This window comes from Stenotrophomonas sp. Steno-C17, from assembly GCF_056393165.1.
In genome coordinates this window covers 18,946-33,806 of the sequence record NZ_JBWJPD010000015.1, presented here as the reverse complement: position 1 = coordinate 33,806, position 14,861 = coordinate 18,946, and the positions used below count along the sequence as shown (strand labels likewise).

The following is a 14,861-nucleotide window of genomic DNA, read 5'->3' as shown; positions in this document are numbered from 1 at the left end:
GGTCAGTGGGGGCGCAGGGCTGCAAGCAGCCCCTGAATCGGGTGGAAGCGCAGCTCAAGCTCGGCCAGCAGCAGGCTGCGCATATCGTTGCGGAAGGGCGCGCGCCAGCCGGGCTGGCCATGCACGCGCTCGAAGCGCGCGCCCAGCACGGCGGGGGCGGTGGCCAGCAGGGCCTGTTCGCGCGGGCTCAGGGTCTGTTCCATCACCGCGTCGACCTCGGCCAGCCGCGCCAGTTCGGGCGCCATCTGCACCAGCTGATCGCGCAGGCGCCCGCGCAGGCGGCCGGTGGCGGTCTGGATCGCGCGTTGCAGCACCAGATAGCGCTGCCGCAGCGAGGCGAAATTGGCGGTGGCGGCCGCCTCGGCCAGGTCCAGCAGGCGCTCGGCCTCGGCATCCTCTTTCAGCGACGCCAGCAGGCTGGCCTCGGCCTGGGCGCAATCGGCCAGCAGGTCGTCCAGCGTCTCGGCCGCTTCGGCTGGCTCGGGCAGGCGGCCATCCAGCGCCCCGGACAGGGCCACGGCACGGCTCCAGTCCACCCACTGGCCGAGGCGATCGGTCAGGGCAGGACTGGTGGCCGGCATCGCACCGTCACTGAGACGGGCGAGCAGACGGAGGAAGTCCGGTCCACCCAGGACCGGCTGCACTGCGTTCGCCATCAAGGGGTTGGGGGCCAAAACGGTTGATTTTACAGCCAGATGACCCGGCCCGTATGAAAGGGCCGGCGGCATGCCGCCCGCGCCCGGCAGCGGGCGTACAATGGTCGGCTGCACTACCGCACCTGAATCCACTGGAGTTCCGCATGACCCTGGCGCAGTTCTACCCCATCGGTACCCCCGGCCAGCCCTGGGGCGATGCTGAACGCGCACAGTGGCGGGCCCGCCAGCAGAAGCAGCGCAGTTACCACGACGACGTGGTGGCCGAGCTGGAACGCCTGGACGAGCGTTTCGATGTGGTGCAGTACGGCCAGCTGGACTACGCGCCCGACCACTACCCGCTGTTTGCGGTGGTCAACCACGACTGGAACCCGGCCCTGCCGACCGCGCTGGTGACCGGCGGCGTGCACGGTTACGAGACCAGCGGGGTGCATGGCGCCCTGCAGTTCCTGCAGGAGCAGGCCGAGCGCTACCTGGGCCGCTACAACCTGATCGTGGCGCCGTGCGTCAGCCCGTGGGGTTACGAGCGCATCCAGCGCTGGAACCCGGACGCCATCGACCCGAACCGCAGTTTCCGTGACGGTGGCCAGATCGAGGAAGCGGCCGCACTGATGCGCTGGCTGGCCGAGCGCAAACCGGACATCCGGGTGCACCTGGACCTGCACGAAACCACCGACAGCGACCTGCACGAGTTCGACCCGGCGCGCTGCGCCCGCGACGGCAAGCCGTTCGAGCGCGACACCATTCCCGATGGCTTCTACGTGATCGGCAACAGTGAAGACCCGCAGCCGGAATTCCAGAAGGCGCTGATTGCCGCCGTCGCGCCGATCACCCATATCGCCCCGGCCGACGCCGAAGGCAACCTGGTCGGCCTGCCGCTGCAGTCGCCCGGCGTGGTGTGGGGCGAATCGCGCTCGATCGGCGCATGCGCCGGCTTTACCGATGCGCTGTACGCCACCACCACCGAGGTCTACCCGGACAGCCCGCGCACCAACGCGCAGGAATGCAACGACGCCCAGGTGGCGGCCGTCTGCGCCGGGCTGGATTTCGCCCTGGCCGCGCCGTAACCCGGTAGCGCCGGGCCATGCCCGGCGAGCGGGTCACGGCCACTCGACCTAGCAGCTGGGCACTTCGTCCGGGCGCGGTGCCAGGGCCAGGGCCGGGCGTTCGTCAGCCACCGCAACGAACAGCGCGTTGTAGCCGCGCATGTCGCAGTCCACGCCGGTGCGGTAGGAATTCAACACCAGCCGTACCGGGCCGCTGAAGTAGTGCTGCTGCTTCAAGCCGGCCTTGCGCTGGGCCGGTGACAGCAGCGCGCTGATGATCGTGTCGGTGTTGCGGATCCAGATTTCACTGACCGGGCCACGGCCCGCATCGTGCGGCAATCGCCGCTGGCTGGCCGCATCGGGCTTCAGCACCACCCGGTAGCCGCCGCCGAAGCCCTCGCTTTCCGGTTCCCAGGACACCTGCAGTGTGCCCGATACGGTGGCGCTGCCGCTGAAGCGGGTTTCGTTCGGCTCAACAAAAACCGAACGCTTGAACGGCGACGGTTCGGAGGAGATGAATCGCGCCTCCTGGGCCTGGGTGTTGGTGGCGCCGAGCGCGAAGGTGGCGACCACGAACAGCAGCGCGTTTGCTTTCATGTGTGGTCCAGCCGGGGCAGGGAGCTGCTGCGGACGGTAGCACCCGGCCGGCTGCCCGTCACTCCGTCGTGGCGGCGCCAGGCGGGGCGCCGGCCGGGAATGCCTTTGGGCAGACCCGCGCGTACAGCACGGCCGAGGCTGGGTTGTAGCAGTAGATGTTGGTGACGGTGAACGTGCCGGTGGCCGGGTCGATGGGCGTCCAGCAGTCGCTGGGCACGCCCAGCGTGCAGAAAAGGAACGGGTTGTCGTTGTAATAGGGGATGGGCTCGTAGTAATTGTCCGATTCCGCCGCAGCCAGCGTGGGCAGCAGCATCAGGACCACCGCGCAGGCGACGGATGTGTGCATGGCATCGGCTCCGGATGCATCAGGGAAAACGGTCGTTGTCGCGGTTCGCGTTGCCGCGCAGACCGGTGCCTTCCAGCGATGCAGGCCGATGGGGTGCGGCGAAACGGGCGGGCGGTGCCGCGTGCGTGTCGACGACCGAACCGGTAGCGGGCGGCACTGCGGCAGGACCGTAGGAGAGCCCCGGTGCGCCGGAGGACCCCGGCGGCGGGGTCGCGCTGGCAAACGGCGAGTACGCCATGAACGACCCCATGTTGCCCTGCCAGATGGCCGCCGCAAGGGTGGGCGTGGTGATGATCAGCGCGGTCATGAGCAGCCCGATGCCACCCTGCTGCAGTGCCTGCGACGACAGGCCTTCGCCGCTGGTGATCGGAATCTTCTCCATCACCCAGAACGCGGCGGCAACCTTGGCGCTGAACTTCAGCACCATGGCCGAGACCGCAGACAGGACCGACATCGAGAACAGCGTGCCCAGCACGTAGAACAACCACTTCTTGAACAGATCCTGGGTGCGCTCGAACATCAGCAACAGGATGAAGATCGGGCCGACGCCCATCAGGAAGGCCATCGTGAATTTGAACAACAACAGCATCGCGGCGGCGGCCATGGGTGGGCTGGCGGTGCCGAAACTGGCCAGTTGCAGGGCGCGCTGCTTCTTGGCAACCAGTTCCGTATCGCCGCCGTCCACGTGCAGGGCATCCAGCGTGGAAAGCGCCAACTGCGTGTACATCAGGTTTTCATCGATCGCATCGGCCGCGCTGCTGTCGAGCTTGCCGGTAAAGAGCGTGTGGATGGCCCGGTCCAGCTGGTCGGTTGCCGCGGTGTGCAGCGCCGTACCATTGGCGCCGGTGGCGGTGGCCAGCATGACCACCAGCGCCACCTTCGCGGCCTGGGTCATGGTCGCCATTGCGTTCAGCGCTGACCGCCCGGTGGCAATCGCAAAGCCCCGCACCAGCAGCCAGCACGTGGTCAGGGTGAGCGCGAGCACGCTGACCCAGTGCGCGGCGCGACGCGTCAGTTCCAGGCCGAAGCGGGCAATCTCGCCGTCGAAGTAGTCATTCACCAGCCGGAAGAACAGGAACTGGCCCGGCGTGGCGTCGGCCAGCAGCAGCCCGCAGGGGAGGGTGTCGAGAAATCCATTCATGCCATCGGTCCATGCGATACGGTGAAAGAAGCGCGCCAGGGCGTTAGTGCGACAGCGCGTGGGCCAGTACACGCGCCTGGATGACCTCGCCCAGCAGGTTGGGCGGGCCGCCATCCAGTGCCTGCCGCGCCAGCCGCGAGCGGTCTGCGTCCAGGCTGTCGATGTAGCCGTCGTAGGCCTTCATCTGGGCCATCCAGTAGTCCCGCTCCAGCGCGTTCTGTGCGATGAAGCGCAGTACCTCGTTGTCATTGGCGGCCAGATCGCCCTGGCGGGTACCGGTCTGGCTGCGCTGTTGCTGGATGGCCATGAACTGCTGGTGGCGCGCGACCAGCCGATCCAGCATGCGCACGGTGGCGTTGTACTGCGTGTTGCGCGCCATCACGATGCGCGCGCAGAGCGTGTGCTGTTCCGTGGCCGCCTTGCCCGCGCCGGGACAATGCTCCTGCAGCCGGTAGTCAACGCTGCGCTCGCTGAAGCCCTGGGTGAACGCGGCGTTGCTGTGCTGCAGGGGCTGCAGGCGGATGAGTTGCTGCCGGTAGTGCTCACGCTGCTGGTTGTACTGCTCGATGGCGCGGTTCATGAACTGCGGGTCATTGACGGTCCACGTCGCGTGGGCGGAGCCGGCCACCAGCAGGACGGCGAGGAACAGGCAGGCAAGCAGGCGTGCCGGTCGGGCACGCGCGGGCTGAAGGTCGGTCATGGCAGTGGCTGCGAGAGAAGAGGCATTCGATGGCGGAAATCGCGTCGGTGCCGGCAGTTCACTGCGCGGGCACGGGACCGTCAATCGGCGCCATTGCGTGCCGCGTCGCATGCGGCCACGCCGGTCGCGCGCAGTGCGCGGACAGCCCGCCGTGGCGCGGTTCTGCGGCGTTACCACCGCAGCGATCGCAACCTGCACTCCGTTGCAGAAAGGGCCTGCGGCAACGCCCTATCGAGGTCGTTCACGCCAGCACGCGCGGTATGCGCTTTCGCCCTCAGTCGTTGAACAGTTCCGCGCCGCACTGCGGGCAGTAGCCGGTGGCCAGTGCGTGTTGGCCGCACGTGTCCAGCAGCGCGTGGCCACACGTGGCGCAGAGCAGCCCGTCGGGTGGCACGCTGCGTGGGCCGTGGCGCGCCATGTGCGCGATGAAACCCAGCAGCACGCCCAGATGCAGCAGCGTGGGCAGTGGCCGTGTGGCCGCTGGCAGCAGCGCCAGCACAAGGGTCGGCACGGCCAGCAGAACGGCGAACAGGCACAGGCGGTGGATCAGGAACTGACGCTCGCGGGCGTGCAGGTCGATGTGCAGGTGGCGGAAGCGCTCGCGGTTCATGGCTGTGCCCCGACGTGTTCACCCTGCAGGCGATCACCTACCTGTGCGCTCAGCGCCATGCAGGCCATCATCAGCCCTTCCATCACGCGGTCGCCCAGGCATTCGTCCTCGTTGCCGCTCTGCCGCACGCGCTCGGCGGCCAGCAGCAGTTCCTGCACCACGCGCAGGCCGGCCACGGCGCAGTCTGCATCGGCCAGTTGCACGCGCCGCGTGGGCATCGGGTGCTGCTCGGGCCAGGGTTGGCCGTTGGCGGCGGCGCCGCGGCCGATACGGCGCAGGGTCGCGGCAAAGGAAGTAGGGTCGGCGGCCGCCGGGCGGGCAGGGCGCAGCGGCGATACATCAGGCGTGGTCATGGCGTGGCTCCGAAAGGGGCAAGCAACAACCGCCACACAAAGGTGGCGGGCGGTACGCGGTTCGAATCCGGATGAAGCCAAGCCGGCGGGCGCGAACGCCCCCGCGCACCGCCCGCCATGGCCGGCAGGCGGATTGCCAGCCGACGCCGCACACGGCGGCGCCGACTGGCAAGCGCAATCACTCAGCTTTAATGCGGGATTCGAAGCCCGGCCATCCGTTATCGATGGCCCGCCATCTGTAACCGCGGTGATGCCGAATGCCAATCAGAAAAGTTGAAGAACGCACTCTGATAGCGACGCTTTCGGCATTGTCGCAGGCTGTTAAGTAACCGCGATCCGAAGTGGCGCGTGGCGCTGCGCCCAACCGGCAATCTGCGACACAGTGCCGTGTTGAACACCTGCACTTACACCCCACAACGTGGCAATTGCGACAAGGCCTCAGCCCAGCGCGTCCTGCACCGCCGCCACGAACGCGCGCACTTTCGGCGGCACCCGGCTGGCGCTGGGATAGACCGCCCAGATATCCAGCGGTTCGGGCGCGGCATCTTCCAGCGTGATCGCCTGCACATCGCCACGCGCCAGCGCATCGCGCACATACCACTGCGACAGATTGGCGATGCCCAGCCCGCCCGCGCAGGCTTCATACACCGCTTCCACCGAACTGGCCGTCAGCCGGCCCGCCACCCGCTGCCGCAGCGGCTTGCCGTCGCGCAGGAACGCCCAGTGGCGGGTGCCGCTGGCGGCCAGGCACTCGTGCCCCGCCAGATCGGACAGCAGCTGCGGCTGCCCGCGCTGTTGCAGATACGCGGATGAAGCGATCAGCACGCGCGGGTTGTCGGCCAGGCGCCGCGCCACCAGCCGGTTGTCGCGCAGCGGCGCAATGCGGATGGCCACATCAATGCCCTGCGCGACGATATCCACCTGCTCGTCGGTGGTGTGCAGATCCACGTGCAGGCGCGGGTGCTCGGTCATGAAGGCCGGCAGCAGCGGCGCTACCACGCGGCGCCCGAATGCGGTGGACGCGGTGACGCGCAACTGGCCGCTCAGGCCGCCGCCATCGGGGTGCAGGTCGGCCAGGGCATTGGCCTGGCCTTCCAGCAGGGCCTGCGCGTAGGGCAGGAACACCTCGCCATCGCTGGTGGGCGACAGCGACCGGGTGGTCCGGTGCAGCAGGCGCGCGCCCAGTTCGGCTTCCAGCGCCCCCAGGCTGCGCGAGGCCGACATGGCGGTCAGGCCCAGCTTGCGCGCCGCGCCGGCCAGGCTGCCCACGCGCACGGCTTCCACGAACACCTGCACATCGCTCAGGTTCATTCTAACGATTTCCGTTTGGCTGGCCTAACTGATTGGCAGTCTACTGCATGATTCGATACGCGCTCATAGTTTCGCCACGCCCACTCCGGGTGCGAACCGAGCCCGATCCATGCGCACTGCAACCACTCCGGCACAGCCTGCCGCGCTACCGGCCCTGACCCCGGCCCTCACCCTGGTGATGGCCCTGTGTGCAGGCCTGGCCGTGGCCAACATCTATTACAACCAGCCCATGCTGGGCCTGATGCAGCGCGAGCTGCCGGGCACGCTGACCGGCCTGGTGCCCACCGCCACCCAGCTGGGCTACGCGCTCGGCCTGTTCGCACTGGTGCCGCTGGGCGACCGCGTGGAGCGCCGCCGCCTGATCGTGGTGCAGTTCACCCTGCTGGCCGTGGCCCTGGCGTTGACCGCGCTGGCGCCCAGCGGTGCCCTGCTGCTGGCCGCGTCGCTGCTGGTGGGGGTGACCGCCACCGTGGCCCAGCAGATCGTGCCGCTGGCCGCCGCACTGGCCGCGCCCGAACGCCGCGGCGCCACCATCGGCATCGTGATGTCCGGCGTGCTGTGCGGCATCCTGCTCAGCCGCACCCTGTCCGGCGCCGTGGGCGACCACGCCGGCTGGCGCGCCATGTTCTGGCTGGGCGTGCCGCTGGCGCTGGGTGCTGCGGTACTGGCACGCACGCTGCTGCCGGTCAGCCAGCCCACGCAGGGCGCAAGCTATCCGGTGCTGATGCGTTCACTGGTGGGGCTGTGGCGTGAACTGCCGGTGCTGCGCCGCGCCGCCATCACTCAGGCCTTGCTGTTCGCTGCGTTCGCCGCGTTCTGGACCACCTTGTCGCTGCGCCTGCCGCAGTTGAGTGCCGATTACGGCGCCCAGGTGGCCGGGTTGTTCGGCATCGTCGGTGCGGTCGGCATCCTGGCTGCACCGCTGGCCGGCCGCATTGCCGACCGCCGTGGCCCGCACCTGGCCATCATCGCCGGCAGCGCGCTCACCCTGCTGTCGTGGCTGTTGCTGGGCCTGTGGCCGTCCATCATCGGCCTGGTCGTGGGCTGCGTGCTGCTGGACCTGGCGGTGCAGGGCGTGCTGGTTTCGCAGCAGCACGTGGTCTACGCACTGCGGCCGGAAGCCCGTTCGCGCCTCAACACGCTGTTCATGGGCTCGATGTTCCTGGGCGGTGCCTCCGGTGCTGCGGCCGCCAGCTGGGCCTGGTCGCTGGATGGCTGGCGGGGCGTCGTGGCGTTGTCGATCGGCCTGGCCGCGCTGGCCACCGCACTGCAGCTCGGCACCCGCGCCGCAGCGCGCTGAGAACCCCCTCATCTTTCCCCCCACGTTGAAAGGACACTCTGATGAACCCGTTCGTCAGCCACACCGTGCGTGCCAATGGCATCCGCCAGAACTTCATCGACACCGGCAACGGCGCCCCCGTGGTGCTGCTGCACGGCTTTCCGGAAACCAACTACGCCTGGCGGCACCAGATTCCGGTGCTGGCGGCCAACCACCGGGTGATTGCGCCCGATCTGCGTGGCTACGGTGAAACCGAGAAGCCGGCCACCGGCTACGACAAGCGCACCATGGCGCAGGACATCGTGGCCCTGCTGGACACGCTGGGCATCGACAAGGTGGCGCTGGTCGGGCACGACCGTGGTGCCCGCGTGGCCACGCGCCTGGCCAAGGATCACCCGCAGCGCGTGGACCGCCTGGTGGTGATGGACAACGTGCCCACCCGCATCGTGGCGCGTGAACTGAACGCCGCCATCGCCAAGGCGTACTGGTTCTTCCTGTTCCACCTGGTGCCGGATCTGCCCGAGGCGCTGATTGCCGGCAATGAAGCGAAATGGCTGCGCTGGTTCTTCTCTGACTGGGCCTACGACCCGGCCGCGATCGGCGGCGAAGCCTTCGACACCTATGTGCGCGCCTACAGTGCGCCGGGTGCGGTGCGCGGGGCGATGTCGGACTACCGCGCCAACGCAGTGGACGTACAGCAGGACCTGGAAGACGCGCACGTGCGCATTGCCTGCCCGACGCTGGCCCTTTGGGGCGCGGAGTTCGAGGCGGTGGGGCGCATGTTCGACATGCCGAAGGTCTGGGCGGAAATGGCCGAAAACCTGCGTGCGGTTGCCATCGAACGCTGCGGCCACCTGCCGCATGAAGAGCGCCCGGAGGTGGTGAACGGCCTGCTGATGGAGTTCCTGCAGGACTGGAGGGGCTGATGGACCGCGCTACTGCAGACACGGCTGCACACGGTGCAGTACACCGCCCTGTATCCCCGGGCTCATCGGCCTTTTCGTTCAACACACGCAGGAATGCAATGATGCACAAGACACACACTCTCGCGGCCGCACTGTTGCTGGCCGCTTCCTCGGCGTTGCCGATGGCTGTCATGGCGGCCGAACCCGCTGCGGCGGCCGTGCAGCAGCCGCAGCAGGCACCGGGCTTCTACCGCATGCAGCTGGGCACGTTCCAGGTGACCGCACTGCTGGACGGCACGCATCTGTTCCCCGTGGACCAGCTGCTGTTGGGCGCGCGCCCCGGCGAAGTGGATCGGCTGCTGGCGCAGCAGTATCTGAAGGCACCTGTGGAAGGCATGATCAACGCGTTCCTGATCGAGCAGGGCGGTCGGGTGATGCTGGTCGATACCGGCGCCGGCGATCTGTACGGCGCCGAGGGTGGCGGCCTGGTCGCGGCGCTGCGGGCATCGGGGCATAGCCCGGACGATGTGGATGACATCTTCATCACCCACCTGCATGAAGACCATGCCGGCGGCCTGCTGCGCGATGGCAAGGCGGTGTTCCCCAATGCCACGGTGCATGTGGCCAAGCGCGAGTTCGACTTCTGGACCAACAGCCGCAACCAGGACCAGGTGGGACCGCTGCAGCGTCCGTTCTTCGCAGCCGCGCAGAGCGTGCTGGCGCCGTATCGTGCGGCCGGGCGCGTGCAGACCTTCGAACCGGCAGGCCAGGACCTGGTGCCGGGGCTGCGTGCCCTGCCAGCCCCCGGCCACACCCCTGGCCACAGTGTCTACCTGCTGCACGATGCCGATCAGGCCATGCTGTTCTGGGGTGACACCGTGCATGTGGCGGCGGTGCAGTTCGATGACCCGCAGGTGGCCATTCGTTACGACTGGCAGAGCACCCGGGCTATTGCTTCGCGTGATGCCTTGTACCAGCAGGCGGTAGCCAACGGCTGGTGGATCGCCGCGGCACACATTTCCTTCCCCGGCATCGGCCATATCGCCGAGGGCGCGCCGTACCAGTACCGCTGGGTGCCGGCCAACTACACGCTCAATCGCTGAACCGCTTCCCCCAACCGCATACAGGATCAGACATGACCAATTTCGTTGCTGCCCAGGATGGCACCCAGATCTTCTACCGCGACATCGGCAGTGGCCGCCCGATCGTGCTCTCGCACGGCTGGCCGTTGAACAGCGACGCCTGGGACCCGCAGATGCAGTTCCTGGCCGACGCCGGCTTCCGTGTGGTGGCGTATGACCGCCGCGGGCATGGGCGCTCGGACCAGCCGCCGGGCGGCTATGACATGGACACCTTCGCCGATGACCTGGCGGCGGTGATGCAGGCCCTGGACCTGCGCGATGCGGTACTGGTGGGGCACTCGATGGGCGGCGGTGAAGTGGTGCGCTATGTCACCCGGCACGGTACCGATCGTGTTGCCAAACTGGTGCTGCTGGGTGCCATCACGCCGTTGATGGGCGCTATCGACGGCCATCCCGAGGGCGTGCCGAGGGCGGTGGCTGACGGGGTGAAGCAGGCCGTGCTGGGCAATCGTTCACAGTTGTACCTGGATTTCCCCACCGCCTTCTTCGCCATGGGACAGGGTGACGTGCCGCATGACGCGGGCTGGCAGATGGCGTTCTGGCAGCAGGGCATGAGCGGCGCGCTGCATGCGCAGCTTGCCTGCGTCGACCAGTTCTGGGGTACCGACTTCCGCGCGGAGATGGCATCGATCACGCTGCCGACGCTGGTGGTGCACGGCAGTGGCGATGACATCGTGCCGCTGGACACCACCGCACGTCGTGCCGTCGAGATCCTGCCCAATGCCACCCTGGTGGTGTACGAGGGCGCCTCGCACGGTTTCCTGGTCACCCATCGGGATCGCCTGAACGCCGATCTGGCCGCATTTGCCTACGTCTGAGTGCACGTGGAAGCGTAGAATTCCTTCGCCGTTGGCGCCTGCATCCGCAGTGCCAGCGGCAAGGAACCCCACTGCAAATGGAATGTAGGTAATGAACGCAACCCCCTCCCTGTCTCGTGCACGCCGCACGCGCCTGAAGCTGCTGGCTCCGCTGCTGGCCGTCGCCGCCACCGCACCGGCCGCCCACGCCTCGAACGCCAGCCAGTGGCAGGCCATTGCGCCGTCGCTGCAGGCCGCGCTGGAATGCCGCGCCGCCCCCGATACCAACGCTGCCGCCTGGAAGGCGCTGCCGCGCGAAGAAGACGGCAGCCTGAAGCCGATCACCCCGGCCGCCGGGTTCACCCTGTTTGGTCTGCCGGTGAAGGAAATCACCGCCTACATCGACGACAGCGATGGCATGGGCCAGAGCTACAGCGCCGAACTGGGCGCCAGCGTTGCCGCCGTGCGCAAGGCGGCCAAGCTGGATGCCGGCGGTGGCCGCGAAACCAAGCTGGGCTCGCTGATGGTGAGCGAGGGCAGCCCGGTTACGCTGACCTGCACCGTGCCGGGTGAGTACGACGAGCGCGACTACCAGGAAAACTGAGCGCGGTAGACCCTGCCGGGGTGGTGCAGCGCATGTGCTGCGCCACCAGCAGCAGGCTGACGCCCGCCGACGCTGCCAGCAGCCGTGCCAAGGGCAGGCTGCTGGCATCGACGGGCAACTGCGACCACATCAGCAGCGCAGCGCCAGCGCTGGCCAACACCGGCGCCACAGGTGCCTGCCCAAGCGATAGTGCGCGGCAGAGCTGGGCGACCACGCCTGCACACACTAGCGGTGTGCACAGGCCACGCAGCCCGGTGCCGCCTGCGGCCCAGGGGGCGTGGGGCAGGTGGCCCGGCATCAGCTGCGGCAGCCAGGCCGCGCAGAGCACGGCGACGAAGTAAGCTGCGGCCGCGCCCTGCAGCCACACCTGCGGCCTGGGTCGTATGGACACCTTGCTGCCGCCCTTACAGCTTCACGTTCAGCCCGATCTGGAAGCCGCGCCCCGGCAAGGGTGCGATGTACTTCAGCGGGGAGTTGTGCGGTCGCGCCTCTTCGTCCAGCAGGTTGCTGCCGTTGACGAAGACCTCCAGCGCCGACACATACGCATTGCGGATCGGGAAGGCATAGCTGACCTGCATTTCGACCAGGGTGAAGGCAGGCAACGGAATCTCTTCGCTGACGTTCCGGCCCAGATACTGCTGGGTATCGTAGTAGGTGCCAGACACGTGTGCCTTCCAGCCGCCGCGCTGCCAGGCCACGTTCGCACCGTAGCGGTTGGTGGGCATGTTGGGCAGGTACTGGCCATCGTTGTGGGCGCGCAGTGCGTCGGGCTGGTCGGCCTTGTTCTTCACCAGATCGGAGAACGCCGACACCTGCAGGCTGCCGTAACGCCCCAGTTCCAGGGCCTGCGACACATCCACCTCAAAGCCCTTCACCGTGGTGTCGGTCTGCTTCCAGTACTTCAGCGGCAGGCGGTTGGCGGTCTGCAGGCCGGAATAGCCCAGGTAGAGATAGTTCTCGTACTTCATTTCATAGGCGGTGGCCGTGGCCTCGAAGCCTGCGTTGCTGAAGGCCAGCGTGAACTCCTGGGTCTTGGCGCGCTCGGGTTCCAGCGCCTGGTTCCCTTCCTCCTGGGTCATGGTGGAGTAGTGCGCGTTGCTGGCATAAAGCTCGTTCACGTCGGGGGCGCGCTGTGAATCGGCGTAGCGCAGGGTTGCCGCGAACCACTTGCCGAGCTTGAAGTAGCCACCGGCGCTGTAGCTTTCCAGGTTGAAACCATGGTCCTTCAGGCTGCCGTTGGGTGAGTTGCGGCCACTCTGGAAGCGACTGGCCTGGATTTCGTGATCGATCTTCTCGTGCCGGTAGCCAGCAACGAAGGTGGCCCACGGCAGGGTCAGCGTCTCCTTCACGAACAGCGCCCTTGCCTGGGTATCCACGTCGGGCAGATAGCGTTGCGGGCCACTGCCGGTGATGGAACGGGTCTGCTGGCTGACGCCCAGCAGGCCGGTCAGTGCACCCACGCGGCGATGGTTCAGCAGCAGCTCGCCCTGGTAGGTCTGGAAGGCATACTGGTTGGCCTTGCTGGCGCCCAGGTATTCACCTGCGGTGCTGCTGAGCTTGGACAGGTTCAGTTCGGCGCTGTCCAGCAGCGGCAGCGGCTCGCGTACGTTGGCCAGCACCGTATACGTGTCCTGCTGCAGTTTCACCCCGACCGGGCGGCCCTGGCTGTAGTCCGAACCAAAGGAGAGGTTCTCCATCGAGAAGCCGGGTACGCCGTACTCGCTGTCCTTGCTGTCGATGCTGGCGGCCACGTAGCCGCGGTCGAAGAAGTAGGTCGAGCCCACCGCCAGGTGGGTATTGCGGAAGTAGCTGTTGCCCAGCGTTCCGGAATAGTTGGGCGTGACATCGCGGTTGATCTGCTGCTGCACGTAGGGCGGCGTGCCCTGCACGTACTGCGGATTGGCCGGGTTGACGTAGGTCTTGCCCATCCACACCGAGGTGGGCTGGTTGGTGAAGAAGGAGAAATCGCCGTCTGCCCAGTCCGGGTTCTCGGTCATGAACTGGTCGATGAAGGGCTGCGAGCCCTTGTTGTAGACCCGCTGCACGCGCGCTTCCTTCTGGCAGGCATCGGCCAGCGCGCTGTTCACGCCGCCGGCGGCAGGGAACAACTGGCTGTCGCACACGCTGGCCTTGCTGTTGCCGGGGATGTCGTAGTGGGAGATGCGCTGCACCGACATCTGCAGGTTGGTGGACACGTTGCGCTGGTTGTTGAAGTTCATGCGGAAGCCTTGTGCGTCGGCGGCATTGAAGCCCTGGCGCAGCAGCAGTTCCATTTCCTGGTCCTTGGCTTCCATCTGGCGCGAGATGAGCCCGGTGTCGACGTTTACGCTGCCGCCGATGGCGTTGCCGCCGTAGCGCACGCTGTCGGAGGACTTGTTGACTGTTACCTGCTTCACGAACAGCGGGTCGAAGGGCACGTTGATGTTGCCGCTGATGGCATTCATACCCAGGATCGAATGGCCGTCCTCCAGCAGCTGCACGCGGTTGCCACTGAGGCTGCGGATCACCGGCGCGCCGGCATTGGGGCCGAAAGCGCTGCTCTGCACACCCGACACGTGTTCCAGCATGTCGCCCAGGGTGCGGTTGGGCGCATCGGTGTTTTCGACCACCACCACCGAGTCGACCTTGGAAAGGCGATCGGCGCGGACATCCAGCGTGGGCAGGGTGGTGCTTTCGGCGGCGCAGGCGCCATGGACAGCAAGCAGTACAGCAACGGCAAGAACGTGACGACGCATACATCCCCCTGAAAAAGAGGCGGGATGTTATAACATCACATTCAGGTCGACAAGCGTCGCAATGGGCAAACGGCTGCGCGTCCGTGGCGCTCCAGTACGATCGCTCGTTTACCATGCACGCCCACGATCGTTCCGGCGTTGAATCATGATGTCTGCGTACAGTCCCGCCCAGGTGCCCGCATGAAAGTAGAACTGCAGCAGCAAGCGCTGCGCCTGCTCCTGGACCCCGCTGAACTGCAGGCGTTGCTGGGCGGGGAAACGGTGGAGAACATGACCCGCTTCGGTGGCGTGGAGGGTTGGGGCCTGGCGCTGTCGCTGCACGCGGGCGACCAGCCGGTGCTGCTCGATGGCGGCACCTTCTGCCGGCTGGTACTGCCGCGCGAGACCGTGCAGCCGCTGGCCGACGCAGGAACGGCGGCGGTGCAGCAGGTGCTGTACTTGGACGATGGCAGCACGCTGCAGGTGCAGGTTCTGGTCGCGCCGGCGCAGCCCGGCGCGTGATCCCGCGCGGGGGCGGCGTTGCCGCCTCCGCAAAGCAGGCCCGCGCGCCACTCAGATGGCCACGGCGGGCCCGTGGCAGGCCGCATCGAACGATGCGTTCTCAGCTGATGAAGCCCTGTCACAAATAAATCGCCATCACTT

The 14,861-nt window shown here is 67.4% G+C and carries 16 protein-coding genes; 7 read left to right on the top strand and 9 right to left on the bottom strand.

Translation table 11 applies throughout. The features are described from left to right. Positions 1 to 2 precede the first annotated feature (2 nt). Complete coding sequence (locus AC06FA_RS14100) at positions 3 to 656, bottom strand: DUF3348 family protein (protein WP_478068848.1); 654 nt, start codon at positions 654 to 656, stop codon at positions 3 to 5. 143 nt (positions 657 to 799) lie between these two features. On the opposite strand from AC06FA_RS14100, the gene AC06FA_RS14095 reads away from it, so the two are divergent. Continuing rightward, positions 800 to 1,720: a M14 family metallopeptidase gene (locus tag AC06FA_RS14095; RefSeq protein WP_478068847.1), complete on the top strand. Its 921-nt coding sequence runs from the start codon at positions 800 to 802 to the stop codon at positions 1,718 to 1,720. Positions 1,721 to 1,768: 48 nt separating this feature from the next. On the opposite strand, the gene AC06FA_RS14090 is transcribed toward AC06FA_RS14095, so the two are convergent. The 7 genes from AC06FA_RS14090 to AC06FA_RS14060 form a co-directional block, all read right to left on the bottom strand. Beyond that, entirely contained in the window at positions 1,769 to 2,296 is a 528-nt protein-coding gene (locus AC06FA_RS14090) for a hypothetical protein (protein WP_478068846.1), read from the bottom strand. Positions 2,297 to 2,354: 58 nt separating this feature from the next. Further along, positions 2,355 to 2,642, bottom strand: coding sequence for a hypothetical protein (locus AC06FA_RS14085; protein WP_478068845.1), 288 nt, complete (start codon positions 2,640 to 2,642; stop codon positions 2,355 to 2,357). 19 nt (positions 2,643 to 2,661) lie between these two features. After that, on the bottom strand, positions 2,662 to 3,783 hold the full coding sequence (locus AC06FA_RS14080) for a TrbL/VirB6 family protein (protein ID WP_478068844.1): 1,122 nt from the start codon (positions 3,781 to 3,783) through the stop codon (positions 2,662 to 2,664). Between the two features lie 43 nt (positions 3,784 to 3,826). After that, on the bottom strand, positions 3,827 to 4,483 hold the full coding sequence (locus AC06FA_RS14075; RefSeq protein ID WP_478068843.1) for a hypothetical protein: 657 nt from the start codon (positions 4,481 to 4,483) through the stop codon (positions 3,827 to 3,829). Positions 4,484 to 4,757: 274 nt separating this feature from the next. Continuing rightward, on the bottom strand, positions 4,758 to 5,093 hold the full coding sequence (locus AC06FA_RS14070) for a hypothetical protein (protein ID WP_478068842.1): 336 nt from the start codon (positions 5,091 to 5,093) through the stop codon (positions 4,758 to 4,760). Beyond that, positions 5,090 to 5,446, bottom strand: a complete 357-nt coding sequence (locus AC06FA_RS14065) for a hypothetical protein (protein WP_478068841.1) — start codon at positions 5,444 to 5,446, stop codon at positions 5,090 to 5,092. The genes AC06FA_RS14070 and AC06FA_RS14065 overlap by 4 nt, the downstream gene beginning before the upstream one ends. A 438-nt stretch (positions 5,447 to 5,884) precedes the next feature. Then, positions 5,885 to 6,757, bottom strand: coding sequence for a LysR family transcriptional regulator (locus AC06FA_RS14060; protein WP_478068840.1), 873 nt, complete (start codon positions 6,755 to 6,757; stop codon positions 5,885 to 5,887). A gap of 109 nt (positions 6,758 to 6,866) precedes the next feature. Here AC06FA_RS14060 and AC06FA_RS14055 point away from each other — a divergent pair, with 109 nt between their 5' ends. The 5 genes from AC06FA_RS14055 (at position 6,867) to AC06FA_RS14035 (ending at position 11,484) form a co-directional block, all read left to right on the top strand. Then, positions 6,867 to 8,057, top strand: coding sequence for an MFS transporter (locus AC06FA_RS14055; protein ID WP_478068839.1), 1,191 nt, complete (start codon positions 6,867 to 6,869; stop codon positions 8,055 to 8,057). Positions 8,058 to 8,098: 41 nt separating this feature from the next. Beyond that, entirely contained in the window at positions 8,099 to 8,962 is an 864-nt protein-coding gene (locus AC06FA_RS14050; RefSeq protein ID WP_478068838.1) for an alpha/beta fold hydrolase, read from the top strand. A gap of 101 nt (positions 8,963 to 9,063) precedes the next feature. Next, a complete protein-coding gene (locus tag AC06FA_RS14045; RefSeq protein WP_478068837.1) occupies positions 9,064 to 10,044 on the top strand; it encodes an MBL fold metallo-hydrolase in 981 nt (326 codons plus the stop codon). A gap of 32 nt (positions 10,045 to 10,076) precedes the next feature. Further along, a complete protein-coding gene (locus tag AC06FA_RS14040; protein WP_478068836.1) occupies positions 10,077 to 10,901 on the top strand; it encodes an alpha/beta fold hydrolase in 825 nt (274 codons plus the stop codon). Positions 10,902 to 10,992: 91 nt separating this feature from the next. Then, on the top strand, positions 10,993 to 11,484 hold the full coding sequence (locus tag AC06FA_RS14035) for a hypothetical protein (RefSeq protein WP_478068835.1): 492 nt from the start codon (positions 10,993 to 10,995) through the stop codon (positions 11,482 to 11,484). Between the two features lie 404 nt (positions 11,485 to 11,888). Here AC06FA_RS14035 and AC06FA_RS14030 read toward each other — a convergent pair whose 3' ends face one another. Next, positions 11,889 to 14,219 (bottom strand): TonB-dependent receptor domain-containing protein, encoded by a 2,331-nt coding sequence (locus AC06FA_RS14030; protein WP_478068834.1) that lies wholly within the window; start codon positions 14,217 to 14,219, stop codon positions 11,889 to 11,891. Positions 14,220 to 14,399: 180 nt separating this feature from the next. On the opposite strand from AC06FA_RS14030, the gene AC06FA_RS14025 reads away from it, so the two are divergent. Further along, on the top strand, positions 14,400 to 14,720 hold the full coding sequence (locus tag AC06FA_RS14025) for a hypothetical protein (protein ID WP_478068833.1): 321 nt from the start codon (positions 14,400 to 14,402) through the stop codon (positions 14,718 to 14,720). Positions 14,721 to 14,861 lie beyond the last annotated feature (141 nt).